This window comes from Streptomyces amakusaensis (assembly GCF_039532665.1).
Classification (GTDB): Bacteria; Actinomycetota; Actinomycetes; order Streptomycetales; family Streptomycetaceae; genus Streptomyces; species Streptomyces amakusaensis.
Genome location: NZ_BAAASB010000001.1, coordinates 1 through 23,969 on the forward strand (window position 1 = coordinate 1; position 23,969 = coordinate 23,969).

General features: G+C 72.8%; 19 protein-coding genes. 5 read left to right on the top strand and 14 right to left on the bottom strand.

Features of this window, described 5'->3' with window-relative positions; all coding sequences use genetic code 11:
* Positions 1-488 precede the first annotated feature (488 nt).
* The 8 genes from ABD371_RS00005 to ABD371_RS00040 form a co-directional block, all read right to left on the bottom strand.
* Positions 489-1,103 carry a hypothetical protein gene (locus tag ABD371_RS00005; protein WP_344471197.1) on the bottom strand — a complete coding sequence of 205 codons (615 nt, stop codon included), beginning with the start codon at positions 1,101-1,103 and terminating at the stop codon, positions 489-491.
* 119 nt (positions 1,104-1,222) lie between these two features.
* Complete coding sequence (gene ahcY, locus ABD371_RS00010) at positions 1,223-2,680, bottom strand: adenosylhomocysteinase (protein WP_344471199.1); 1,458 nt, start codon at positions 2,678-2,680, stop codon at positions 1,223-1,225.
* 369 nt (positions 2,681-3,049) lie between these two features.
* The gene (locus ABD371_RS00015; protein WP_344471201.1) at positions 3,050-4,021 is read right to left on the bottom strand and encodes a cation diffusion facilitator family transporter; all 972 of its coding nucleotides are present in this window, start codon (positions 4,019-4,021) and stop codon (positions 3,050-3,052) included.
* A gap of 118 nt (positions 4,022-4,139) precedes the next feature.
* On the bottom strand, positions 4,140-5,303 hold the full coding sequence (gene manA, locus ABD371_RS00020; RefSeq protein ID WP_344471203.1) for a mannose-6-phosphate isomerase, class I: 1,164 nt from the start codon (positions 5,301-5,303) through the stop codon (positions 4,140-4,142).
* Between the two features lie 144 nt (positions 5,304-5,447).
* Entirely contained in the window at positions 5,448-6,584 is a 1,137-nt protein-coding gene (locus tag ABD371_RS00025) for an SIS domain-containing protein (protein WP_344471205.1), read from the bottom strand.
* Between the two features lie 101 nt (positions 6,585-6,685).
* Positions 6,686-6,868, bottom strand: a complete 183-nt coding sequence (locus tag ABD371_RS00030) for a Trm112 family protein (RefSeq protein WP_190127004.1) — start codon at positions 6,866-6,868, stop codon at positions 6,686-6,688.
* A 353-nt stretch (positions 6,869-7,221) separates the two neighbouring features.
* Positions 7,222-8,586, bottom strand: coding sequence for a phosphomannomutase/phosphoglucomutase (locus ABD371_RS00035; protein WP_344471209.1), 1,365 nt, complete (start codon positions 8,584-8,586; stop codon positions 7,222-7,224).
* Positions 8,587-8,637: 51 nt separating this feature from the next.
* On the bottom strand, positions 8,638-9,069 hold the full coding sequence (locus tag ABD371_RS00040; protein ID WP_190127006.1) for a metallopeptidase family protein: 432 nt from the start codon (positions 9,067-9,069) through the stop codon (positions 8,638-8,640).
* A gap of 331 nt (positions 9,070-9,400) precedes the next feature.
* Between ABD371_RS00040 and ABD371_RS00045 the strand changes: the two genes are divergently transcribed.
* Entirely contained in the window at positions 9,401-9,775 is a 375-nt protein-coding gene (locus ABD371_RS00045) for a DUF3499 domain-containing protein (protein ID WP_344471210.1), read from the top strand.
* 91 nt (positions 9,776-9,866) lie between these two features.
* On the opposite strand, the gene ABD371_RS00050 is transcribed toward ABD371_RS00045, so the two are convergent.
* From ABD371_RS00050 to ABD371_RS00060, 3 genes are all read right to left on the bottom strand, one after another.
* Positions 9,867-11,390 carry a DUF5719 family protein gene (locus ABD371_RS00050; RefSeq protein WP_344471211.1) on the bottom strand — a complete coding sequence of 508 codons (1,524 nt, stop codon included), beginning with the start codon at positions 11,388-11,390 and terminating at the stop codon, positions 9,867-9,869.
* Complete coding sequence (locus tag ABD371_RS00055; RefSeq protein ID WP_344471213.1) at positions 11,387-14,992, bottom strand: glycosyltransferase family 2 protein; 3,606 nt, start codon at positions 14,990-14,992, stop codon at positions 11,387-11,389. Before ABD371_RS00055 ends, ABD371_RS00050 begins: the two co-directional genes overlap by 4 nt.
* Before the next feature lie 280 nt (positions 14,993-15,272).
* On the bottom strand, positions 15,273-15,536 hold the full coding sequence (locus ABD371_RS00060; protein WP_006348971.1) for a WhiB family transcriptional regulator: 264 nt from the start codon (positions 15,534-15,536) through the stop codon (positions 15,273-15,275).
* A 743-nt stretch (positions 15,537-16,279) separates the two neighbouring features.
* Between ABD371_RS00060 and ABD371_RS00065 the strand changes: the two genes are divergently transcribed.
* Genes ABD371_RS00065 through ABD371_RS00075 form a run of 3 tightly spaced genes read left to right on the top strand, consistent with a single transcriptional unit; the run spans position 16,280 to position 19,143 of the window.
* Complete coding sequence (locus tag ABD371_RS00065) at positions 16,280-16,792, top strand: cysteine dioxygenase (protein WP_344471215.1); 513 nt, start codon at positions 16,280-16,282, stop codon at positions 16,790-16,792.
* A 57-nt stretch (positions 16,793-16,849) separates the two neighbouring features.
* Positions 16,850-17,806: a 2-phospho-L-lactate transferase gene (cofD, locus tag ABD371_RS00070; RefSeq protein WP_344471217.1), complete on the top strand. Its 957-nt coding sequence runs from the start codon at positions 16,850-16,852 to the stop codon at positions 17,804-17,806.
* Positions 17,807-17,838: 32 nt separating this feature from the next.
* Positions 17,839-19,143 carry a coenzyme F420-0:L-glutamate ligase gene (locus ABD371_RS00075; RefSeq protein WP_381735151.1) on the top strand — a complete coding sequence of 435 codons (1,305 nt, stop codon included), beginning with the start codon at positions 17,839-17,841 and terminating at the stop codon, positions 19,141-19,143.
* A 16-nt stretch (positions 19,144-19,159) separates the two neighbouring features.
* Here ABD371_RS00075 and ABD371_RS00080 read toward each other — a convergent pair whose 3' ends face one another.
* The 3 genes from ABD371_RS00080 to ABD371_RS00090 all read right to left on the bottom strand — a co-directional run bounded on the left by ABD371_RS00080 (position 19,160) and on the right by ABD371_RS00090 (position 23,056).
* A complete protein-coding gene (locus tag ABD371_RS00080) occupies positions 19,160-20,086 on the bottom strand; it encodes a DNA-3-methyladenine glycosylase family protein (protein ID WP_344471221.1) in 927 nt (308 codons plus the stop codon).
* A 457-nt stretch (positions 20,087-20,543) separates the two neighbouring features.
* Positions 20,544-21,626, bottom strand: coding sequence for a mannose-1-phosphate guanylyltransferase (gene manB / locus ABD371_RS00085; protein ID WP_344471223.1), 1,083 nt, complete (start codon positions 21,624-21,626; stop codon positions 20,544-20,546).
* Between the two features lie 89 nt (positions 21,627-21,715).
* Entirely contained in the window at positions 21,716-23,056 is a 1,341-nt protein-coding gene (locus ABD371_RS00090; protein WP_344471225.1) for a peptidoglycan recognition protein family protein, read from the bottom strand.
* A gap of 127 nt (positions 23,057-23,183) precedes the next feature.
* On the opposite strand from ABD371_RS00090, the gene ABD371_RS00095 reads away from it, so the two are divergent.
* Complete coding sequence (locus ABD371_RS00095) at positions 23,184-23,936, top strand: TIGR03089 family protein (protein WP_344471226.1); 753 nt, start codon at positions 23,184-23,186, stop codon at positions 23,934-23,936.
* The last annotated feature ends 33 nt before the right edge of the window (positions 23,937-23,969 follow it).

Here is a 23,969-nt window from a genome sequence, read left to right on the forward strand (position 1 = left end):
CTCATCCCCAGAAGGGGACGGGGTATCAACGTATCTGGCGTTGACTTTTGGCACGCTGTTGAGTTCTCAAGGAACGGACGCTTCCTTCAGGCCCTTTCCACCAGGCCCTCCGGGCTTTCCCTTCGGTCTTGCGTTTCCAACTCTACCAGATCCTTTTCCCATTCCGTTTCCGGTTTGGATTTTCAGATCCAGCGGCCAGTTGGACCGGCCTTTTGCCTTTCGGCTGCTCCGACTTTATCAGAATCATTTCGGCCGAGCTAATCGGCCTTCGCGATCCGGATAAGGAGTCGATTGGCTCGGCAGGAATTCAATTCCCGCTCCGAGCAAGAGAGACACTATCGGCTGCACTCGACCTTGTCCAGTCGGAGGCAACCGTTTGAATCTACCTCCCCACGTCGACCGTGTCAACGGTTTTTGTGGGCGAGGAGGACACTAGCAGGTCAGCGGGGTCGGACGCACATCGAGCGACGGCCGGAGCGGCGGCGGGGTCAGGGGAAGGTCGAGGGCGGGGTTTCGAGGCCTTCGAGTTCGATGCCGGGGGCCGAGAGGACGACGTCGCCGGCGATGTGGACCGTGTGCTGCTCTCCCGTGTCCAACGCGCTGACCTGGTACTCGTCCACTGTCAGGGGGTGACTGTCAGTGGCGTGCGCTTCACTCTTCAGCAGGGCCCAGGACTGGTCGAGGGTGCGAGGGGCGAGGACGGGGTCGGTGAACGCCACGAGGCGGACGCGCGTCGCGGGGGAGCCGGGGGTGAGTCGCAGCAGACGGGCGGTCGCGATGAGGAAGGCGGGGGAAGTGCCGGTGAAGGCGTGGGCGCGGACATTGCCTTCGGTGGCGTGGGTGCCGGTGGGATCGGTGCGGACCCAGGTGACGCCTTCGAGGGCCGCGCCGCGGACCTGCCAGCTGGCGGCGTTGAGCTCGAGGCGGATGGGGCGGCCCAGCTCGTCGAGGGCGAGGTCCACCGAGCCGGCGTGATCGCCGGAGGGAGTGGTGATCTGTGAGACATAGCGCCAGCCGGAGGGGCCGGGGGCGCAGTGGAAGTGCTCTTCACCGAGGGGAGTGTGATCGTGTGGATCGTGGAGCGAGTATCGACCGCGGGGCATGGGGGCGTGCGAGTCCTTGTGCGTTGGGGCCGGGAAAGGGGCAGGCCCCCGTCACGGGGGTGCGGGGGCCTGCCGTCAGTCGCTGTCGCCCGGGGGTGTGGGCCGGGCGGCGGAGTGGATCAGTAGCGGTAGTGGTCGGGCTTGTACGGGCCCTCGACCTCGACACCGATGTACGCCGCCTGCTCCGGACGGAGCGTCGTCAGCTTCACGCCCAGCGCGTCCAGGTGCAGCCGCGCGACCTTCTCGTCCAGGTGCTTGGGCAGCACATAGACATCCGTCGGGTACTCCTCAGGCTTCGTGAACAGCTCGATCTGCGCCAGCGTCTGGTCCGCGAAGCTGTTCGACATCACGAAGGAGGGGTGGCCCGTCGCGTTGCCCAGGTTCAGCAGACGGCCCTCGGACAGCACGATCAGGACCTTGCCGTCGGGGAAGGTCCACGTGTGGACCTGCGGCTTGACCTCGTCCTTCACGATCCCCGGAATCTTCGCCAGGCCGGCCATGTCGATCTCGTTGTCGAAGTGGCCGATGTTCCCCACGATGGCCTGGTGCTTCATCTTGGCCATGTCCGAGGCCATGATGATGTCCTTGTTGCCCGTCGTGGTCACGAAGATGTCCGCCAGGCCGACGACCTCGTCCAGCGTCGTCACCTGGTACCCGTCCATCGCCGCCTGCAGCGCGCAGATCGGGTCGACCTCGGTGATGATCACCCGCGCGCCCTGGCCGCGCAGCGACTCGGCGGAGCCCTTGCCCACATCGCCGTAGCCGCAGACCACGACCGTCTTGCCGCCGATCAGGACATCGGTGGCACGGTTGATGCCGTCGATCAGCGAGTGGCGGCAGCCGTACTTGTTGTCGAACTTCGACTTGGTCACCGCGTCGTTCACATTGATCGCGGGGAACAGCAGCGCGCCGTCGCGGTGCATCTCGTAGAGACGGTGGACACCGGTGGTGGTCTCCTCGGTGACCCCGCGGATCTCCGACGCCAGCCGCGTCCACTTCTGCGGGCTCTCGCCCAGGGTGCGGTTGAGGAGGGTGAGGATGTACGCGTACTCCTCGCTGTCCGCGGTCGAGGGGTCCGGGGCCTGCCCGGCCTTCTCGAACTCCACGCCCTTGTGGACCAGGAGCGTGGCGTCACCGCCGTCGTCGAGGATCATGTTCGGACCGCCGGTCGGCGTGTTCGGCCACGTCAGCGCCTGCTCAGTGCACCACCAGTACTCCTCCAGCGTCTCGCCCTTCCAGGCGAACACGGGAACGCCCTGGGGGTTGTCCGGAGTGCCGTTCGGACCGACCGCGATCGCGGCGGCGGCGTGGTCCTGGGTGGAGAAGATGTTGCAGGATGCCCAGCGCACCTCCGCGCCCAGCGCGACCAGCGTCTCGATCAGAACCGCCGTCTGCACCGTCATGTGCAAAGACCCGGTCACCCGCGCCCCGGCGAGCGGCTGCTGCTCGGCGTACTCCCGGCGGATGGACATCAGACCGGGCATCTCGTGCTCGGCCAGAGTGATCTCCTTGCGGCCGAAAGCGGCGAGCGAGAGATCGGCGACCTTGAAGTCCTGGCCGGTGGTGACAGTCGTCATTACGGGCTGCTCCTCATGGTTGGGTTCGAGGGTGGGTACGGCTGGCTCCGCAGCGGCACATGGGCGTACGGATGCCCGGGACGCTCGCGGTGCAGTCCGTCGGAGGCCCTCTCTCCACTCGGCCGGTCCTGGGGAGGACCGCCCGACCGCCATCAGCAGCGACGCCTGACTCTGGTCACGAATCTACACCGGTCGGCCCGGTCGGCCCCAGCCCGCGTGAGGGCGGGATCCGGACAGATCCGGGGGCCTGCGGCGTGGATGTGGTCGGCCGGCGGGGCGTTTGCCGAGGTGTCGGCGGGCCTGGCGATCGCGGGGGCCGGGGGCTTCCGCCCGGTGGGCGCGGCAAACGTCGGGAGAAACACATCGGTGTCAGTGGGAGGGAGCGGGCCCGCCGGGGGACTTTCCGGGGTTCGTGCCGGCGGCGGCCGCCGAGGCGCTGTAGACGTCCGGCTCCAGATAGATCACCCGGGCGATGGGGACGGCCGCGCGGACGCGTTCCTCGGCGGCGTTGATGGAGGCGGCGATCTTCTGGGCGGTGTCGTCGTTGGGCACCGCGATCTTCGCCGCGACCAGTACCTCCTCCGGGCCGAGGTGGAGGGTGCGCATGTGGATGACGCGGGTGACGCGGTCGCCGTCCACGAGGGCCTCCTCGATCCTGCGGAGATCGTCGGCGGAGGCGGCCTCGCCGAGCAACAGGGATTTCGTCTCGACGGCCAGGACCAGGGCGATGAGGATGAGCAGCACGCCGATGCAGAGGGTGCCGATGCCGTCCCAGAGGCCGTCGCCGCTGGCCAGGGCGAGGCTGACGCCGAGGAGCGCGAGGACCAGGCCGACGAGTGCGCCGAGGTCTTCGAGGAGGACGACGGGGAGTTCGGGGGCCTTGGCGTGGCGGACGAACTCCTTCCAGGAGAGCGTGCCGCGGACGGCGTTGGACTCCTTGATCGCCGTCCGGAAGGAGATGGTCTCGGCGATGATCGCGAAGACGAGGACGCCGACGGGCCAGTACCAGTTCTCGATGGGGTGGGGGTGCTTGATCTTCTCGTAGCCCTCGTAGATCGCGAACATGCCGCCGGCCGAGAAGAGGACGATGGAGACCAGGAAGGCGTAGATGTAGCGCTCGCGGCCATATCCGAAGGGGTGCTGCGGGGTGGCCTCGCGTCTGGCCCGGCGGCCACCGAGGAGCAGCAGGCCCTGGTTGCCGGAGTCGGCGAGCGAGTGGACGCTCTCCGCGAGCATCGAGGACGAGCCGCTGAACAGGAAGGCCACGAATTTCGCCACCGCGATCGCGAGGTTGGCGACGAGGGCCGCCACGATCGCCTTGGTTCCGCCTGACGCGCTCATGTGTGCCGGATGTCCCTTCGTACGCCTTCGTACGCCGTGGGCGGCGTCACCGGTCGCACGGCGGATGGCCCGGACTTGCGGGGCGCGCCATTGTCGCAGTCGGGGAGGGCGGGAGGGGTCAGTTCACCACCGTGGCGCGGAAGAGGGTTGCCGGGAGTCCGTCGGCTGCCGCGATCGCAACGTTCTCACCTGCGGGAACGAAGACCGACTCGCCCGGGGCGAGCATCAGTTCGCCAGTGGCGACACGGCCGGCGGTGCAGAGCAGGATCTGTGGGGCGTCGAGGGTGAGGTCGCGTACGGCGGCGTCGGGGGCGAGGAGGTGGCGGGAGAGCCGGAACTCGTCGATCGGGGTGTCGTAGACCTCTTCGCCGTTCGCCGAGGCCTCGGGGCGCAGGACGCCGGGGTCGTTGGCCTCGAACCGGACGACGCTCAGCAGCTCCGGGACGTCCAGGTGCTTGGGGGTGAGACCGCAGCGCAGCACATTGTCGGAGGTGGACATGATCTCGACGCCGAGGCCGCTGAGATAGGAGTGCGGGACGCCCGCGCCGAGGAAGAGGGCCTCGCCGGGGAGGAGGCGTACATGGTTGAGGAGGAGGGCGGCGATGACGCCGGGGTCGCCGGGGAAGTGGTGGGCGATCTCCGCGTACGGGGTGTACGGGCCGCCCAGGCGGCGGGCGGCGGCGGCGGTCTCGGTGACGGTGACCGCCATGTCCTCGCGGTCCGCGGTGAGGATCGCGGTGAGCACTTCGCGCAGGGCGGCGTCCTCGGGGTGGGCGAGGAGGACGTCGGCGTAGGGCTTGAGCGAGTCGACGCCGAGTCCGGCGATGAGCTTCGCGGTGTCGCGGGGCGGGCGGAATCCGCACAGGCCCTCGAAGGGGGTGAGGGCGCAGATCAGTTCGGGCTTGTGGTTGGCGTCCCGGTAGTTGCGGTGCGGGGCGTCGACGGGGATGCCGGCGCGCTGCTCCCGGGCGAAGCCCGCCCTGGCCTGGGCGAGGTCCGGGTGGACCTGGAGGGAGACGGGGGTGCCCGCCGCGAGGATCTTGAAGAGGAAGGGGAGGTGCGGGCCGAACTTGGCGACGGTTCGGGCACCGAGTTCGCCCACGGGGTCCGCGGCGACGACATCGCCCAGGACACCGCGTTCGAGCCGGGAGGGTGCTCCTGGGTGGGTGCCCATCCACATCTCGGCCTGGGGCTCGCCGGTCGGGGTAGTGCCGAGGAGTTCCGGGATGGCGGTGGTGGAGCCCCAGGCGTAGGGGCGCACCGTGTTGAAGAGGCGGTCCATGTGAGCTTCCGTGTTCCGGGGTGATGCGGAGGGTTGGGGGTGTCCAGGGCCTGTCTGATGGATCAGGCTGGATCAGTGAGCGGGGTCTGGTGCCGTGCATCTCCCCCTGGGCACGCGAGCCCAGCAAGATCCATCAGACAGGCCCTAGGTGGGTGTCGCGGTGGACGCGAGGGCCAGGTAGACGGCGGCGAAGTCGGTGACGGCGAGGAGTTCGGCGATGGATTCCAGGTCCGAGCCCTCCTCCGGTTCGAGTTCGCTGATGGGGGTGGAGTGGCTGAGGGCGAGTTCGCGGGCGGCGGGGGCGGCGCTCAGTCCGCCGGTGGGGCGGTCGCGCAGCAGGACGACGCGGGCGCGCAGGGCCTGGGGTTCCTCCACTCGGTCGCGGAAGAAGTCGTCCGGGTCGGCCGCGGCGGCGAGGGTGCCGGCGAGGAGTACGCCGTGGGCCGGGAGGGCCTCGGGGAGTTCGGCCGCGAGGGCGGGGCGGCCGGCGAGTTCGGCCAGGGCGGCGGCGAAGCGGCGGCCGGCGGGGGCGGCTCCCTCTCCCTCGGTCCAGATGAGGGGGAGGCTGTCGGCCAGCTCGGCGGCGAGGGTCTTGGCCGGGTTGCTGTAGGTGGCGACGGCCGGGCCGCAGCGTTCGGCGGTGCGGTCGAGCCGGTCGGCGATCTTGGCGAGGGTCTCCGGGGGTGCTTCGAGGAGGCCGACGCAGTCGAGGAGTGCGAGCAGCGGGGTGAAGAGGGACCAGAGCGTGCCGGGGTCGGCCGTCGGGCTCTCCTCGTACAGCCCGCTGGGGGCGGTGGCCAGGGGGACGAAGAGTCCGTGGCGTCCGGCGGCCGACTCGGCGAGCGGGGTGGCCTTGGGGGCGACCGCGACGACGGTGCAGCCTCTGCGGTAGGCCTGCTCGGCGAGGACGTCGAGGCCGGGTTCGGCTCCGTCGGCGGTGGCGATGAGGAGGAGGTCGAGGGAGCCGGTCCAGCCGGGGAGGGCCCAGCGCAGCGCGCCGGCGGCGGGGGCGACGCCGGTGGGGACGAGGCGGGTGACGGGGGCCGCGGCACCGGCGAGCGCGCCGACCAGGTCGGCGACGGTGGCGGCGGCGGATCCGGAGCCCGCGACGAGGACGGCGCGGGGGCGGCCCTCGGGCTTCAGCTCGGCGATGCCGGCCTCGGCGGCGTGGCGGGCGGCGGTGCGCACCCGGGCGCCGGCCTCGGCGGCGCCCCGCAGCAGACCTCGGCGGTCGGCGCGGGCGAGAGCTTCCGGAGCGTCGAGGAGGGACTCGTCGAGCATGGGGTGGGGTCTCCGATCGCCGTGCGGTCGCGGGGCTGCGGGTTCGCGGGGTCGCTGTCTGCGGGGTCGCGGTCGGGCCGCCGGGGGCCGGCCGTCCGGGGTCAGGCGGGGCGGCGGGCCTCGTCGACGAGGAGGACGGGGATGCCGTCGCGTACGGGGTAGGCGAGGGCGCACTCCGCTCCGGTGCAGATCAGCTCGGGTTCGTCGGTTTCCGAGCGGTCGTCGAGCGGGGCGTGGCAGGCCGGGCAGGCGAGGATCTCGAGGAGGCCGGCTTCGAGCGGCATGAGGGTTTCCTTCGGTGCGTCAGTGGTGTCGACCAGGGTGGCTGGGATGCCGGGGGCGGCTGGGGTCCCCGGTGCGCCGGGGTGGTCGGCGGGTGGGTGGACGGGCGACGTCAGCGTACCGCCGGGGGGCGAGTCGGGGCGCGTTCCTGGGAAACGAAGGGTGTGGCGCGGTGAGCGGACGGCAGGTGATAGATGCAGGTCAGAGCGGGTGGGGAGGGCAGGACGGCGCGCCGGGGGCGGAGCGGAGACTTCGCCGGGGGTTCGTCTGCGGGGCGAACGGGGTTCGCTTTGGGCGGGGTGGCCGCCCTCGCCACCGCCCCCTCCCGGTGGTGGAGGGGGCGGTGGCGGCGGTGTCATGCGGAGCGGAGGAGGGCCAGGACCTCGTCGCGGACGGCGGCCATGGTGTCGGTGTCACGGGCCTCGACATTGAGCCGGAGCAGCGGCTCGGTGTTGGAGGGGCGCAGGTTGAACCACCAGTCGGCGGCGGTGACCGTCAGACCGTCCAGCTCGTCGAGGGTGACGCCGGGGCGCGACTCGAAGGCCTTGCGGACGGTGGCGGTGCGGGCCGACTGGTCGTCGACGGTGGAGTTGATCTCGCCGGAGCCCTGGTAGCGGTCGTACGTGGCGACGAGCTGCGAGAGGGTGCCGTCCTGGGTGCCGAGGGCGGCGAGGACGTGCAGCGCGGCCAGCATGCCGGTGTCCGCGTTCCAGAAGTCGCGGAAGTAGTAGTGGGCGGAGTGCTCGCCGCCGAAGATCGCGCCGGTGCGCGCCATCTCCTCCTTGATGAAGGAGTGGCCCACTCGGGTGCGGACCGGCGAGCCGCCCTCCTCGCGGACCACTTCCGGGACCGACCAGGAGGTGATCAGGTTGTGGATCACGGTGCCGCCGGGGTGCTTCGCCAGTTCGCGGGCGGCGACCAGGGCGGTGATCGCGGACGGGGAGATGCCCTCGCCGCGCTCGTCGACGACGAAGCAGCGGTCGGCGTCCCCGTCGAAGGCGAGTCCCAGATCGGCCTTCTCGGCGCGCACCCGGGCCTGGAGGTCCACGATGTTCGCCGGGTCGAGCGGGTTGGCCTCGTGGTTGGGGAAGGTGCCGTCGAGCTCGAAGTACATCGGTACGAGGGTGAGCGGCAGGGAGGCGAAGACGGTCGGGACCGTGTGTCCGCCCATGCCGTTGCCCGCGTCGACGACGACCTTCAGCGGCCGGATGGCCGAGAGGTCCACCAGGGAGAGCAGATGGGCCGCGTACTCCGTGAGCGTGTCGTGCTCGGTCACCCGGCCCGGCACGGCGGCCGGTTCGGGCGCGCCCTCGGCCGACCAGCGCTCGACCAGCTCGCGGATGTCGGAGAGGCCGGTGTCCTGGCCGACGGGCGCGGCGCCCGCGCGGCACATCTTGATGCCGTTGTACTGCGCGGGGTTGTGGGAGGCGGTGAACATCGCGCCCGGCAGGCCGAGGTGGCCGGAGGCGAAGTAGAGCTGGTCGGTGGAGCAGAGCCCGATCAGGGTGACATCCGCGCCCAGGGCGGCGGCGCCGCGCGCGAAAGCGCCCGAAAGGCCGGGCGAGGACGGCCTCATGTCGTGGCCGACGACGATCGCGTCCGCGTCCGTCACCCGGACGAAGGCCGCTCCGAACAGTTCGGCCAGCTCCTCGTCCCACTGATCGGGCACCACCCCGCGCACGTCGTACGCCTTCACGATCTGTGACAGATCAGCAGCCACGGGTCCAACCTTCCATAAGTCTCTGCGGTCACCTCAAACTACCGGCACGCCTCACTCCTGGCCGTAGCGCGGGTCGATCGACTCCGGAGCCAGCCCCAGCAGCTCGGCGACCTGCTCCACCACGACCTCGTGGACCAGGGCGGCGCGCTCCTCGCGGTTCTTGGCGCGGATCTCCACCGGGCGGCGGTAGACGACGATCCGGGCCTGGCGGCCCTTCTCGGCGGGGGCGGAGCTGCCGAGGGGGACCGATTCCTCGGCCGTGAGGGGGACGTCGAGGACGAGGAAGTCCACGTCGGCGAGTTGGGGCCAGCGTCTCTCCAGCCGTTCCACGGAGTCGTGGACGAGGTCGCCGAAGAGATCGGCGCGGCTGGCGGAGAGGGGGACCTGCGGCGGGGCGACCGGCCCCCGCATGCCTCGGCCGTGGCGGTCGCGATGGCGCGGCCTCGGCTCGGCCGGGTGGGGCGGCGGTACTGGGCTGTCCATCACTGACGCAGCGTAGCTCTCCGGACGGCCGGGCGATCCGCTCCGCGCGCGGCAATCGGACCGGTCGGGGGCATGTCGCCAATTGAGCGTTCCGGTTGCGCTTGGGGGCGGTTCCGGGTGCGACCGCGATCGCCGGGGCTATGGCGAATGACCTGATTTACCCCGGGTGATGACCGAATCGGGGGTGTCCGTCCCTGTCGTACGCCCTTCCCGCGCAGCTCACGGAGGCCTTCGGCGAGCCCTTTCGAGGGGCTCGGACAGGACGACACGGTGGGGTGAGGCGGGGGTGAGTCGTCGCAGCCCGCTCAAGAGTGCGGTACCGTCCAATCTCGTGAGCCCTGTACGTCGCTGTTCGCGCACCGCGTGCGGCCGACCTGCCGTCGCGACACTGACGTACGTCTATGCCGATTCGACCGCGGTCCTCGGCCCGCTCGCCACCTACGCCGAGCCCCACTGCTACGACCTGTGCGCCGAGCACAGCGAGCGGCTGACCGCGCCACGCGGTTGGGAGGTCGTGCGTCTCACCGACGGTTCCGCGCCCGCCCGGCCCAGCGGCGACGATCTGGAAGCCCTCGCCAACGCCGTACGGGAGGCGGGCCGTCCGCAGGGCCGCCCCGCCGAGGCGCAGAACGGCCGGCGCACGGCGGATCCGCTGGAGGTCGCCCGCCGGGGCCATCTGCGGGTGCTGCGCTCGCCGGAGAACTGACGCGCCGCCACCGGAGCGCCGCCGGGGACGACCCCTGCGGCGGGCCCCGGCCACCCCGGTCACCCCGACCGTCCCAGTCGCCCCAGTCGTCTCAGTCGTCGAGAACGGACAGGTCCGCTTCCGCCTCCGGCACGGCCACCGTCCCCCGGTCGTCGTTCAGCGTCTGCACCGTGAACATCTGGATGCCGTCGTCCGGCAGGGCCAGGGTGCGCGCCGCGTGCACCGGGCCGCCCGACTCGGTCTCCACGGTCAGCGCGTAGGAGCCCTTGAGCCCGGTGGGGACCGGGGCGGGCACCGCGAGGGTGGCACCGCCCTTGATGTCGTACGACTTCACGACCGGCTCGCCGCCCTCGGAGCCGGCCGAGGCGGTCACCCGCACCCGGGCCCCGGCGTCCGGGGCGGTGAGGTTGAGCGTCGAGCCCTTCGCCCGGTTGTCGGCGACCGAGGCGCGCGCGCCGAGCGGCTCGGTGGCCGGGATGAACGCGATCTCCTGGTTGGCTCCCTTGCCCCGGACCACGCGCAGCGCGGCCACCACCGGGGTCGCCCGGCCGGTGCTCTCCGGGCTGATGATGAGTGAGCCGGCCTCGCCCTTGGTGACGTCCTTCAGATCGAGCCCGGCGGTCATCCCGGCCTTCACATGCAGGCTCTCGCCCCCGAGCGGGACGATCCGGCCGGTCGGGCCCGCGAGTTCGACCTTCAGATCGGCGTCGCGGTCGCCGGGGGCGTACGCCACCAGCCGTACCGAGGTGGCGTCCGTCGGCACGCCCGGGAGCACCGCGGTGCCCGCCGGGTCGGCCGCGGCGGTGATCCAGTCGCTGCCCACGCCGTCCTCGGCGGCCCGGACGACCGCGCCGACCCGGCCCGCGCGGGCGAGGACGTGCACGGTGACGTCCTCGGACACCTGGGAGGTCAGGGTGGAGAGCAGGATGGGCAGGGTGGCCCCGGGGGAGATCGGGACGCCCTCGGTGAGGGTCGTCTCCAGCTTGCCGTTCTTGCCGTACAGCTCGATGTGGACGACGGCGGGGGTGTCGTCCGGGTTGGTGAGATGGACGTAGTCCTGGCGCGCCTTGGCGGTCGAGGCCCCCGGAATCCAGAACTCCGTACGGGGCGTGGTGCAGCTGACGCCGAGCAGGCCGCGCCCGCTTCCGGCGCCGACCTCGGTGGTCTGCTGGGCGGTCCAGCCGGGGGCCAGCCGGCCGGTGGCGAGGCCGATGAAGGCGGGGGCCTCGGAGCCGTCCTCCTCGGTGACGACGGGGACGCCGGGCTCCTTGAGCGCGATGACGCGCTTCTCGGCGGCGGCCCGCTCGTCCTTCCGCTCGCCGGGCTCGGCGCGGCGCTCGACCGACGAGCCGAGCACCGGCTTCAGCTCCGCCGTGCCCTTCTCCCCCGCGCCGCCGTCGGCCGCCGGGGTGTACGAGGTGTGCCGGGTCTCGGCGATCTCCGTGCTGCCGGCCGCCGGGCAGACCAGCGCGGACCGCTCGACCGGGAGCCTGGCCGGGGCCTTGGCCGAGGTGGCCGCGGCGAGACCGGCGTCCGGGGCGGTCGCCGCGGCGAGACCGGTGACGGCGGCGAGGGCGGTGACGGCGGCGAGCAGGGAGATGGTCGTGCGCTTCACTCTGACTCGCCTCGTGGGTTCGCGTCGGGTTCGGTGCGGTGGTGCCCGGGGCCGGGGCCGGAGCCGTGGCCGGGGCCGTGGGCGTACGGGTCGGCCGGGTACGGCTCATAGGGCTCGTACGGCCGGTTCTCGTACGCGGGCGGGTACGCCCCGTACCCCTGGTCGCCGGGGGCGGCGGGCGCGACGGGCGCGTACGGCTGCTGGTACGGCTCCTCCTCCGCGTACAGCGGCGGAGGGGGCGGGGGCGGCGGCGGGGCGGAGGGGTACGGGACGTTCCCCGGGTACGGCTGCTCCCGCGGCATCCCGTCCGGCACGGCGGGCACGGCGGACGCGGCGGGCGGCTCGGGCTGGGCGCGCAGTCTGCGGGCCCTGCGGCCCTCGCCGTCGGCGGCCTGGGCGGGCATCTTGAGCGGCAGGGGGACGCTCTCCTCCGGGAGGTCGTCGTCGTTCTGCGCGCGGCGGCCGGGCAGGGCGAGCACGATCAGGACCAGGGCCAGGAACGCCTGGGTCCAGATCCATACGGTGTGGCCGGTGGGGTTCTCGTGGGTGAGCGCCAGCCGGCCGCCCGCTGCGGGCAGTTCGAAGCCCTGGGCCCAGCCGTCGACGGTCGTCTTCTTGAGGGGTTGGCCGTCGAGGGTGGCCGTCCAGCCCTCGTCGGCGCGGTCGGCGAGCCGCAGGACGCGGCCCTCGCCGCCCCCCGGGATCGTGGTGTGCGCCTCGACCTCCACCGACTCGACGGGCAGCGGGTCGCCCTCGCGGGGGACGATCGTGACGCGGGCGACCTGGCGGTCGACCAGCCAGAGGGAGCTGCCTTTGAGCCTGCTGAGGCGCTTGAGGCCGGGGGTGGCGTCCAGGACCCGGGCGGTCTGCGCGGGCGCTCCGTCGCGGAGCAGCACATAGCGGACGGCGAAGCCGCTCAGCTGGCGGGTCTGGTCGGCCCCGGAGCCCGCGACGAGATTGGCGACGACCTTGTCGAGACGGGTGTCGCGGTCGGCCGCCTCGGTCAGTTCGGCGTCGCCGAGGCGTCCGCCGGGGCCGTGCAGAAGGGTGTACGGGACCTTCGCGTCGGACGCGCCGCCGAGGACCAGGGTCCTGGGCCGGTCGTGGTTGACGCTCTCCTCGGCGACGAACGCGGGCAGCTGCACCGGGTCGCGGCGCTCCAGCGGACCGGCCGCGCCGCCGGCCATCCAGCCGACGGCCGCGATCACCGGGCCGAGCACGGCGGCGACGGCGATGAGGACGGCGACGGGCTGCCGCCAGCCGAAGCTCTGCGCGCCGACGCGGGTACGGCCCATCTCCGCGCCGAGCACGGCGGCCGAGAGCAGCGCGACGCCGTAGACGAGGGTCGCGGGGCCCGCCCACACGGAGCGGTTGGCGAGGACCGCGAAGACCAGGCCGACCAGGGCCGCGACCCAGGCGGCGCGGATGGCGAAGTGCCTCTTCTCGCGCAGCAGGGCGGCGAGGGCGGCGAGCACGATGCCGATGAGGACGAGTCCGCCGACGGTCTTCGGGCCGCCGGGGCTGATGCCCAGGAGGTCGACGGCGGACGCGCCGCCGCCGCCGATGTCGAGGCCGGCCTCGCGCAGGAAGGCCGAGGGCTCGGTCAGCAGGGTGAGCGACCAGGGCGCGAGGGCCAGCATCGGGGTGCCGAGGGCGGCGAGGAAGCGGAGCCCGTACGGCACCGCCTCGCGGCGGCGCACCACCAGGACGCCGAGTCCGAGCACGACGGCGATCGGCCAGACGATCGGGGTGAAGGCGGTGATGAGGGTCAGCAGCAGCGCGTAGGTCCAGGTGGCGCGCCAGCCGGCCCGGCCCGGCCGGTGGAATCCGTGCGCGGAGACGGCCGCGCGGGCCGCGAGCGGCAGCAGGATCGCCAGGACCGCGGTGCCGAGCCGTCCGGTGGCGAGCGCTCCGGTGACGGCGGGCAGGAAGGCGTACGCGATGCTCGCCCAGGCGCGCAGCAGCCGGGAGCCGACCAGCGGGCGGGAGGCGAAGTAGGCGGTGAGTCCGGCGAGGGGGACCGAGCAGACGAGCAGGACGGTGAGGGCGACGCCGGTGGAGCCGAGGAAGAGCGCCGACAGGGCGGCGAGGACGGCGAAGTACGGCGGTGCGGTCTGGGTGCCGCCGGTGCCGACGGGGTGCCAGGCCTCGGCGTAGCGGGCCCAGAGGTCGGAGACCTCGGCGGGGGCGGCGAGCAGCGCGCCGCCGGCCAGTGAGCCGCCGCCGAAGAGGCCCCGGCAGGCGACCACGGAGACGATCAGGAGGAGGGCGAAGAGGACGGGCGCGGGTTTGCGCGCGATCTTCTTCAGCCGGGCGAACTGTTCGAGCTCCAGATAGTCGGCGTCGTCGCCGCCGGGTCCCGATTCGACCGAGCCGCCGTGGCGGGAGCCGGAGGCGTCCGTGTCGTCGCCCGCGCCGAAGTGGCCGGCGATCTGCTCGGCGGTGGCGCGGACGGTGGCCCCGGGGGGCGGGAACAGGGGCCGCAGCTCGCGGGCGTCGGTGGTGCGGGTGGCGGCGCGGGCGCGCCGTCCCGCGATGACGCGCTCGGGGCGCAGCAGTACGCCGAGGACGCCCATGACCTCGTCGACGGCCTGTCCGGGGACCTTGCCGATGAGATAGGCGAGGGTGCGCAGGACGGTGCCGAGGAGGATGCGGAGCAGGACGTACGGGAGGGCGACGGTGCGGGCGTTGGTGAGGAGGGTGTAGACGGCGCCGGCCTTGTCGACGCGGTGGGGTCCGGCGGTGGAGCGGCCCGCGCAGTCGACGGTGCGGCGTTCGCGGGCGGCGGCCTCGGCGTGCCGCAGGACGGCGTCGGGGGCGATGAGGACGCGGTGTCCGGCGGAGTGGGCGCGCCAGCAGAGGTCGACGTCGTCGCGCATCAGGGGGATCCGGCGGTCGAAGCCGCCGAGCTGTTCGAAGACGTCGCGGCGGACGAGCATGCCGGCGGACGAGACGGACAGCACGCCGCGGATCTGGTCGTGCTGGCCCTGGTCCTGTTCGCGGCGGTCGAGGCCGGTCCAGCGGCGTCCGCTGTTGGCGATGGTGACGCCGGCTTCGAGGAGTTGCTTGCGGTCGTACCAGCCCCGCAGCTTGGCCCCCACGATGCCGACGTGGTCGTCGGAGTCGGCGACGCGCAGCAGTTCGGCGAGGGCGTCGGGTTCGGGGGCGCTGTCGTCGTGGAGCAGCCAGAGCCACTGGACCGGTTCGCCGTGCGGCAGTTCGGGCAGCGCGTAGGCGTCGTCGTGCCAGGTTCTGGTCGCGGGGTCCCAGCCGCTGGGGCGCTTGAGATAGGCGAGGTCGTCGGGGGTGAGCGTGCCGGCGGTGCGCACCGCCTCGTCCACGGCCGCGCCGAAGCCGGTGCGGCGGGCGAGGTGGAGCACCCGGTCGCCGCCGAGCGCGTCGGTGAGCAGGTTCGCGGACTCGTCGGCGCTGCCGGTGTCGGCGGCGACGGCGTTCTGTACGGGGCGTTCCTGGCCGAGGAGTCCGGCGAGGGTGTCGGGGAGCCAGCGGGCGCCGTCGTGCGAGACGACCACGGCGGTGACGACATGCCTCGGGAACTCCGGCGTGTGCGCTGGGGAGTACGCGGCGGTTGTGGCGGACATCGAGGTACGGGCCCTCCGGCCGAGGTCGCCCACGCGGGGGCGCTGAAGCGTCTGGGACGGGGCCCCACACTAACGGTAGGGAAAGGTGCCGGGGTGACGAAGCGGCGTGGTGGGACGGGGGTTGTGGGTGCGGAGCCTGGTGCGGAGGGGGCCGCGCCGGGCGCCGAGGGGGCCGGAACGGACGAACGGCCCGCCGGCTGGGTGAAACCCGCGGCCGGCGGACCGTGATCGGTGTTCCGGAGTCCGCGCTCCGGCCTGGTCCTGGATATGCGTTCGGTTTTCAGACGGCGGCCTTCTTCAGTCGTCGCCGTTCACGCTCGGACAAGCCGCCCCAGATTCCGAATCGCTCGTCGTTGGCGAGCGCATACTCAAGGCATTCCGAACGGACTTCACAGGCAAGGCATACTTTCTTCGCCTCGCGTGTGGATCCGCCTTTCTCAGGGAAGAAGGACTCGGGATCGGTCTGGGCGCACAACGCGCGCTCCTGCCAGCCGATTTCGTCGTCCGCGTCCTCGACCAGCAGTTGTTCGAACAGCTCGGTCATGTGCGCCCCTCGTCTGTTTTTGCGTCCCCGTGATGTTGCCGTGATCGGTTTCGGCCAAACGACACGAGTGAAATTACAAGTGTGCGGATCCGGGGCAGTCAAGCCGGGATCTGCTATTGGGCTCCGTATTCACTCTGCGGAACCAAGGCTATGCGGAAAGTGTTGAAATCACCAAAAACGCGACACATGCCAGTGGCCTGCCCACGCACGTTGCTGCGCCTCCCTTCTCGCGAGTGAGGACGACACACGGATCGATCCTGTTGCGATCCGGCCACTGAAGCGATCCGGATCACAGCCCGTTCACAGGACCCCGACAGCGCTCGCGCGCCCGGCCCGGGGCGGCCCGGCGCGGTTCGGTTGCCGTGTCTCCGCTGGACCGGCTGAGCAAACCTTTCTCCGGGCCGCGTAACCGTATGAGGTGAAACATTGCCGCCAAACCGGTCATTGAGTTGACATGAAAGAGTCCGACCCGTCACCTTGGATGGCATGTCAGCGACCTCAGCGCTTTTCACGGCCTCCCGGTGCGGGTGCCGCAGTGCTGTCCGGGCGCGCTGTCGCTGTTCCAGCTGTTGATGCCGTAGCGCTCCGGCTTTCTCCCCGCATTACCGCCCACGGATCCCGGATCACGGATCACGGCGGGATCCCGTACGGCTCCGCGCCTGCGCCCCGCCGCCCGCCCCGGCGTCCGCGCCCCGCACTGCTCGTCCTCCGTCTCGCTTCTTCGCCGAGGAACCACCGCACCCATGAACAGCGACAGCGACCTCCAGATCGCCGGCGACATCCTCGCCGTCCAGCACCTCCTCCAGCCCGCCGCCGAACACCCCTCCACCGTGGCCGACTTCGTGGGCCTCGCCCGCTCCATCGCCGCGGACCGCGCGCGCTGGGCCCATCTGGTGCGCTACGACGCCGCCAGCCGCTGGTACCACCGGCTGAGCACCGGCCCGGGGTACGAGGTGTGGCTGCTCTCCTGGGTGCCCGGGCAGGGCACCGGCGCACACGGCCACGGCGACTCCTCCGGCGTCTTCACCGTCCTGGAGGGGCAGCTCACCGAGCACACCTCCCGCGCCTCCCGTGAGCTGCCGGCCGGCGCGCAGCGGGTCTTCGCCCCCGGATACGCGCACGAGGTGGTCAACGACTCGCTCGAACCCGCCGTCTCCCTGCACATCTACTACCCGGGCCTGACCGAGATGCCGATGAGCCCGGCCGGGGCGATCCACCCGCAGTGCCGGGCGGCGGAGCCCGCGCACGCGCTCTGAGCGCACCCGACCGCCCTGGCGGCCCACCGCCCGACCCCCAACTGACATGCTGGGCGCATGCGCATTGTGGTTCTGGCCGGCGGCATCGGCGGCGCCCGTTTCCTCCGCGGCCTTCAGCAGGCCGCCCCCGAGGCGGACGTCACGGTGATCGGCAACACCGGTGACGACATCCATCTCTTCGGACTCAAGGTCTGCCCCGACCTCGACACCGTGATGTACACCCTCGGCGGGGGCATAAACGAGGAGCAGGGCTGGGGACGTACGGACGAGAGCTTCCACGTCAAGGAGGAGCTGGCGGCGTACGGCGTGGGCCCCGAGTGGTTCGGCCTCGGCGACCGCGACTTCGCCACCCATATCGTCCGCACCCAGATGCTGGCCGCGGGATATCCGCTCAGCGCCGTCACCGAGGCGCTCTGCACCCGCTGGAACCCGGGCGTCCGGCTGCTGCCGATGTCCGACGACCGGGTCGAGACGCATGTCGCCGTGGAGCTGGACGGCGAGCGGAAGGTCATCCACTTCCAGGAGTACTGGGTGAAGCTGCGGGCCTCCGTGGCCGCCGAGGCCGTCGTGCCCGTCGGGGCCGAGCAGGCCAAGCCCGCCCCCGGGGTGCTGGAGGCGATCGCCGCCGCCGATGTGATCCTCTTCCCGCCGTCGAACCCGGTCGTCAGCGTCGGCACCATCCTCGCGGTGCCGGGGATCCGCGAGGCGATCGCCGAGGCGGGGGTGCCCGTCGTCGGGCTCTCCCCCATCGTCGGGAATGCGCCCGTGCGCGGGATGGCGGACAAGGTGCTCGCCGCCGTGGGCGTGGAGGCGACGGCCGCCGCAGTCGCCGAGCACTACGGCTCCGGACTGCTGGACGGCTGGCTCGTGGACACCGTGGACGCGGACGCGGTCGAGGCGGTCGAGGCCGCCGGGATCCGCTGCCGGGCGGTGCCGCTGATGATGACGGACACCGGGGCGACGGCCGAGATGGCGCGACAGGCGCTGGCCCTCGCCGAGGAGGTCCGGGCGTGACACCGCCGTACGACCCCTCCCCCGTCACCGCCCTGCTCGGCGCGGAGACCTCGGACTTCTCCGTACGCGCCCTGGCGGGGCTGCCGGAGGTGGCCCCGGGCGACGACCTCGCCCGGCTGATCGCCGAGGCCGGGCCCGGACTGGCCGACGGGGACATCCTGCTCGTCACCTCCAAGATCGTGAGCAAGGCGGAGGGGCGCGTCCTCGCCGCCGGCGACCGCGAGGCCGCCATAGACGCGGAGACCGTGCGGGTGGTGGCCCGGCGCGGTCCGCTGCGCATCGTGGAGAACCGGCAGGGCCTGATCATGGCCGCCGCCGGGGTCGACGCCTCCAACACCCCGGCCGGCACCGTACTGCTGCTGCCGCTGGACCCCGACGTCTCGGCGCGGGCGATCCGCGCGGGGCTGCGCGAGACGCTCGGCGTCGACGTCGGAGTGATCGTCACGGACACCTTCGGGCGGCCCTGGCGCAACGGGCTGACCGATGTCGCGATCGGCTCGGCCGGGGTGCGGGTGCTCGACGATCTGCGCGGCGGGAGCGACAGCCATGGAAACCCGCTGAGCGCGACCGTGGTCGCCGTCGCCGACGAGCTGGCCGCCGCCGGGGACCTGGTCAAGGGCAAGACGGCCGGCCGGCCGGTGGCCGTGGTGCGCGGTCTCGCGCAGCTGGTCGGCGGCGAGGACGACGCCCGCGCGCTGGTGCGGGACCCGGCCGACGACATGTTCCGGCTCGGCACCTCCGAGGCCGTACGCGAGGCGGTCACCCAGCGGCGCACGGTCCGCGAGTTCACCGACGAGCCGGTGGACCCGGCGGCGGTCCGCCGGGCGGTCGCCGCCGCCGTGACCGCGCCCGCTCCGCACCACACCACGCCCTGGCGCTTCGTCCTCCTCGAATCGGCCGCCTCGCGGACCGGGCTGCTCGACGCGATGCGCGACGCCTGGATCGAGGATCTGCGGCGCGACGGGAAGCCGGAAGAGTCCATCGCCAAGCGGGTGCGCCGGGGCGAGGTGCTGCGCAAGGCCCCGTATCTGGTCGTCCCCTGTCTGGTGACGGAGGGCTCCCACCACTACGGGGACGAGCGCCGCGACACCGCCGAGCGCGAGATGTTCGTGGTCGCGACGGGCGCGGGTGTGCAGAACCTGCTGGTGGCGCTGGCGGGCGAGCGGCTGGGCTCGGCGTGGGTCTCGTCCACGATGTTCTGCCGTGACGTCGTGCGCGAGGTGCTGGGGCTCCCCCAGGAGTGGGACCCGATGGGGGCCGTGGCCGTGGGGCACCCGGCGGGGCCGCCGAAGCCCCGGCCGGAGCGGAGCGCCTCGGCGTTCATCGAGGTCCGCTGACCGTCACCGCGCCGCGTCACTGCCAGTGGCGCGGCCGGGCCCCGTACATCTTGGGCGTACGGCGGGCCGGGATCCGGCCGCTCAGCATGATCAGCCGGACGGCGCGGTGGCGCTGCCCCGCGTAGGGGGCCAGCAGTTCGAGCATCGCCGCGTCGTCGGCGTCCCGGTCGTCCGCGAGGGCGTGGCCGACGATGCCCGGCAGATGCAGATCCCCGGTGGTGACGGCGTCCGGCGCACCGTGGCTGCGCTGGACGGTCTCGGCGGAGGTCCAGGGGCCGATGCCCGGGATCAGCTCCAGCCGGGCCCTGGCCCGATCGGCCGGCAGCCCCGCCGCCTCCTCCAGCCGGCGGGCGGCGCGGGCGGCGCGCAGGATCGTGGCGGCGCGCTTGTCGTCGACCCCGGCCCGGTGCCAGTCCCAGGAGGGGATCAGGGTCCAGGCCCGGGGGTCGGGCATCACCCACAGATCGGGGGACGGACCCGGGGCGGGCTCGCCGTGCCGCCGTACGAGGAACCGCCAGGCGCGGAAGGCCTCCTCCGTGGTGACCTTCTGCTCCAGCACGGTCGGGACGAGGGACTCCAGGACCAGCCCGGTACGGGTGAGGCGCAGCCCGGGGGCGCGGTGCAGCGCGGCGGCGAGGAGGCGGTGGCGCGGGGTGAAGGCCCCGGGGTCGTCGTCCGCCCCCAGCAGCCCCGGCGCGCCCTCCAGCAGCCACTCCGCGCCCGGCCCCCACGCCTGTGCCTCCACCCTCCCCGCCCGCGCCGCGATCCTCAGCGTGCCGGGCCCCTGCGGGGTGCGGGTGGCCCGCCAGAACGACCCGTCGGGCGCGGCCCGGTACGTCGGGTCCGCCGGGCCCCGGCGGAGAGGGGTGAGGGTGAGGGGGAGGTCGAGGGGGGTCGGGGGGAGCCAGCTGCGGGTTTGCGCCTGGGCGGCGGGGATGGACACGGGAGCCTCGTTCCAAGGGGGGTGCCCTTCGAGGGTAGGCCGCCTGCCTCGCCCCCGGGTCCCCGCGCCTCAATCTCCCCCTGGCTTCGCCGGGAGGTGCCCCCAGCGTGGCTGGATTTGGCGACCTGGCCAATTCAGCCCAAGGGGAGCTTGAGGACAGTCACCGCACAGGACAGGGCGGTCAAATCCAGCCCGTCTGGGGGTACCTCCCGGGCGAAGCCCAGGGGGAGTTTGAGGACGGACCCCGCGCCACAGGGGCCCGGACCGGGCGGGCCGTCAATTCAGGTCCGTTGCTGGCCTCAGGCCCTCGTCGGGGGCCGGCCCCCGAACCCCCGCGCCTCAATCTCCCCCTGGCTTCGCCGGGAGGTGCCCCCAGCGGGGCTGAATTTTGGCGGCTAGGCCAAATTCAGCCCGTCAGAGCCCGCAGCAGGCAGGGACCGGCCGGGCCCGATCAGGGCTACTGGTCGGAGGAGAAGCGGACCGCGCCCGGGGGGAGGGTGGTGTCGCACCAGACGCGGAGGCCGGAGCGGAGTTCGTTGTCGGCGCCGATGTGGGCGCCGTCGCCGATGACGGTGTCGTCGAGGACGGTGCGGGGGCCGATGCGGGAGTGGGCGCCGATGAGGGAGGAGGAGATGTGGGCGCCTTCTTCGATGACGGCGCCGGCGAGGACGACGCTGGCGTGGACGCGCGCGCCCGCGGCGACTCGCGCGCCTTCGCCGATGACGGTGCCGCCGGTGAGTTTGGCGTCGGGGGCGACCGAGGCGGAGTCGAGGACGAGGCGGTCGCCGCGGCGGCCGGGGACGGCCGGGGAGGGGGCTCGGCCGAGGACGAGGTCGGCGGAGCCGCGGACGAAGGCCTGGGGGGTGCCGAGGTCGAGCCAGTAGGTGGAGTCGACCATGCCCTGGAGGTGGGCCCCCGAGGAGAGGAGGTCGGGGAAGGTCTCCCGTTCGACCGAGACCGGGCGGCCGGCCGGGATCGTGTCGATGACGGAGCGGCGGAAGACGTACGCCCCGGCGTTGATCTGGTCCGTGACGATCTCCTCGGGGGTCTGGGGCTTCTCCAGGAAGGCCGTCACCCGCCCGGTCCCGTCCGTCGGCACCAGGCCGAACGCGCGCGGGTCCGCGACCCGGGTCAGATGGAGGGAGACGTCCGCGCCGGAGACCCGGTGGGTCTCCACCAGGGCTCCGATGTCGAGCCCGGTGAGGATGTCCCCGTTGAAGATCAGGACGGGCTCGTCGGGGCCGGAGGTGAGCCGCTCGGCCACATTGCGGATCGCGCCGCCGGTGCCGAGGGGCTCGCGCTCGGTGACGTACTCCAGGCTCAGCCCCAGCGAGGAGCCGTCGCCGAAGTACGGCTCGAAGACCTCCGCCAGGTAGGAGGTGGCGAGCACGATGTGCTCCACCCCGGCGGCCCGGGCCCGCGCCAGCTGGTGCGTGAGGAAGGGGACGCCCGCCGCCGGGACCATCGGCTTGGGCGTGTTCACGGTGAGCGGGCGCAGCCGGGTGCCCTTGCCGCCGACCAGGAGGATCGCTTCAGTCACCGTGTCGTCTCTGCTTCCTGTCCGGGCGGGAGGGGGAATTCATCCGTTCGAGACCGGTCAGTTTATGCAGTGGATGGGCATGTGCCCGGTCATACGCGTCCCTGATAGCCGGCGGACGCGTTTCTGGCGGTGCCGAGCCTGCCGTAGAGGCGGGTTCCCGGGCAGTCGGTGTAGAAGCCGTCGCGGTGTCCGGAGATCACATTGAAGCTGACCTTCCGGCCCCGGGGGTGCTTGCCGCTGCCGCCCGATGTGAGCGTGACCTTGCCTTTCGGGTTGCCCTTGAAGAGCCCGAGCTTCCAGGCGGTGAGCCGGGCGACGGCGGTCACGGCGGCGGCGGGCGGATTGACGCGGCTGTAGGAGCCGAGGACCGCGATGCCCATGGTGTTGGCGTTGAATCCCAGGGTGTGCGCGCCCCGGACCGCCCTGGTGACGCCCCCGGCCCGGCCTTCGTAGATGTTGCCGCACTTGTCGACGGCGAAGTTGTAGCCGATGTCCCGCCATCCGCTGCTCACCACGTGGTAGCGGTAGATACTGCGAAGGACTGAGGGCGACTGATTGCAGGTGTAGCTGTTGCCGGTGGCACTGTGGTGGACGAAGGCGGCCTTGATGGTCTTGCTGTAGACGAAGCCCCGTTCGCGCAGGGCCTCGCTGGCCCGCCACCCCGCGCGGCTGACGATCTTGGGGCGCGGTCCGATGTACGGCTTCGCCGCCGCCTCCAGCACCGGGAGGTGGATCTGGGGGGTGGGGTACACGGCGCGGCGGGTGAGCGCGGTCGGCTGTACGGGGTGCTCCGGGGCCTCGGCCTCCTCCGGCCCGTCCGGCTCCTCGGCCTCCTCGGCCTCCTCCGGCTCCTCGGGCTCCTCGGGCTCGTCCGGTTCCTCCGGTTCTTCGGCGGCCTCCGGGGCCTCTCCCGGATCGACGAGTTCCAGCCGCATTCCGGCGGGCAGCGCCGCGGGCTCCCCCGTCGCGGGCCGCACCCGTACCTCCACTCCGTCGCTGGCCCCGACCCAGAGCGGGGCGGTGGAGCCCCGGGCCGCCCGGTTCTCCGCCGTGCCCGGGTCCGCGCCGTGCTCGTGGTTGTGGGTCTCCACGTCCTGCCAGCCGGACCAGGCTCCGGTGCCGGCGGCCCGGGTGCGGACCTGGACCGTGCCGCGGAGTTCGGCGGCGGGGTCGTCCCAGACGACGCCGACCATCGAGAACGGCGCGACCCGGCGCTGGAGCAGTCCGCGTTCCGCGGTCGGGGCGAGCGAGCGGGTGCTCGGCGCGAGCGGCAGGGACTGGGTGGAGCCGGCGATGTCGGGGGCCTTGTCGGGAACCTTCGCCGCGGAGGGCGGCGGGGGTGGCGGGGCCGCGCCGGAGGGCGCCGGGAGCGGGAGTACGAGCGCGGCCGAGACCGCGACGCCGATCGAGGAAACCAGGAGTCCACGCATGGGGAAGATCCTGGACCCCGGCCGCCCGGACCGCCCGCCCACACACCGGCGGCGGTCGGGCCGGGCGGGGGATCCCGTCACCGGTTCGGCCGTCTCCGAGGGCGGTGCGGCGCGTACCCTAACGCTGGTGAACGCCAGCGACCGTACCCCTGCCGACCTGCTGCGATCCGCGCTCACCGCGGACCCCTCGCGCCCCTTGGTCACCTTCTACGACGACGCCACCGGTGAGCGCGTCGAATTGTCCGTCGCCACCCTGGCCAATTGGGTGGCGAAGACCGCCAATCTGCTCCAGGGCGAGCTCGCCGCCGAGCCCGGGGACCGGCTCGCGCTGCTGCTGCCCGCGCACTGGCAGAGCGCCGTGTGGCTGCTCGCCTGTTCCTCCGCCGGAGTGACGGCGGACGTGGGCGGCGACCCCTCGGCGGCCGATCTCGTCGTCAGCGGACCCGACACCCTGGAGCGGGCCCGCGCCTGCCGGGGCGAGCGGGTGGCGCTGGCGCTGCGCCCCCTCGGCGGGCGGTTCCCGAAGGCCCCGGAGGGCTTCTCGGACTACGCGGTGGAGGTGCCCTCGCAGGGCGACCGCTTCGCGCCGTACGCGCCCGTCGACCCGGGCGCGGCGGCGCTGTCGGTCGGCGGTGTGGGGCTGAGCGGCGCGGAGCTGGTGGAGCGGGCCCGGGCGGACGCGGCCGAGCTGGGGCTGAGCGCCGGGTCGCGGCTGCTCAGCGGGCGCGGCTACGACAGCTGGGAGGGTCTGTCGGCGGGGCTGTTCGCGCCGCTCGCGGCCGGTGCCTCGGTGGTGCTGTGCCGCCATCTCGACCAGCTGTCGCCGAAGGGCCTGGAGCAGCGGATCGAGAGCGAGCGCGTCACCGCCACGGTGCGGTAGCGCACGGGCCGTCAGGGCGTCCGGGGCGGTCGC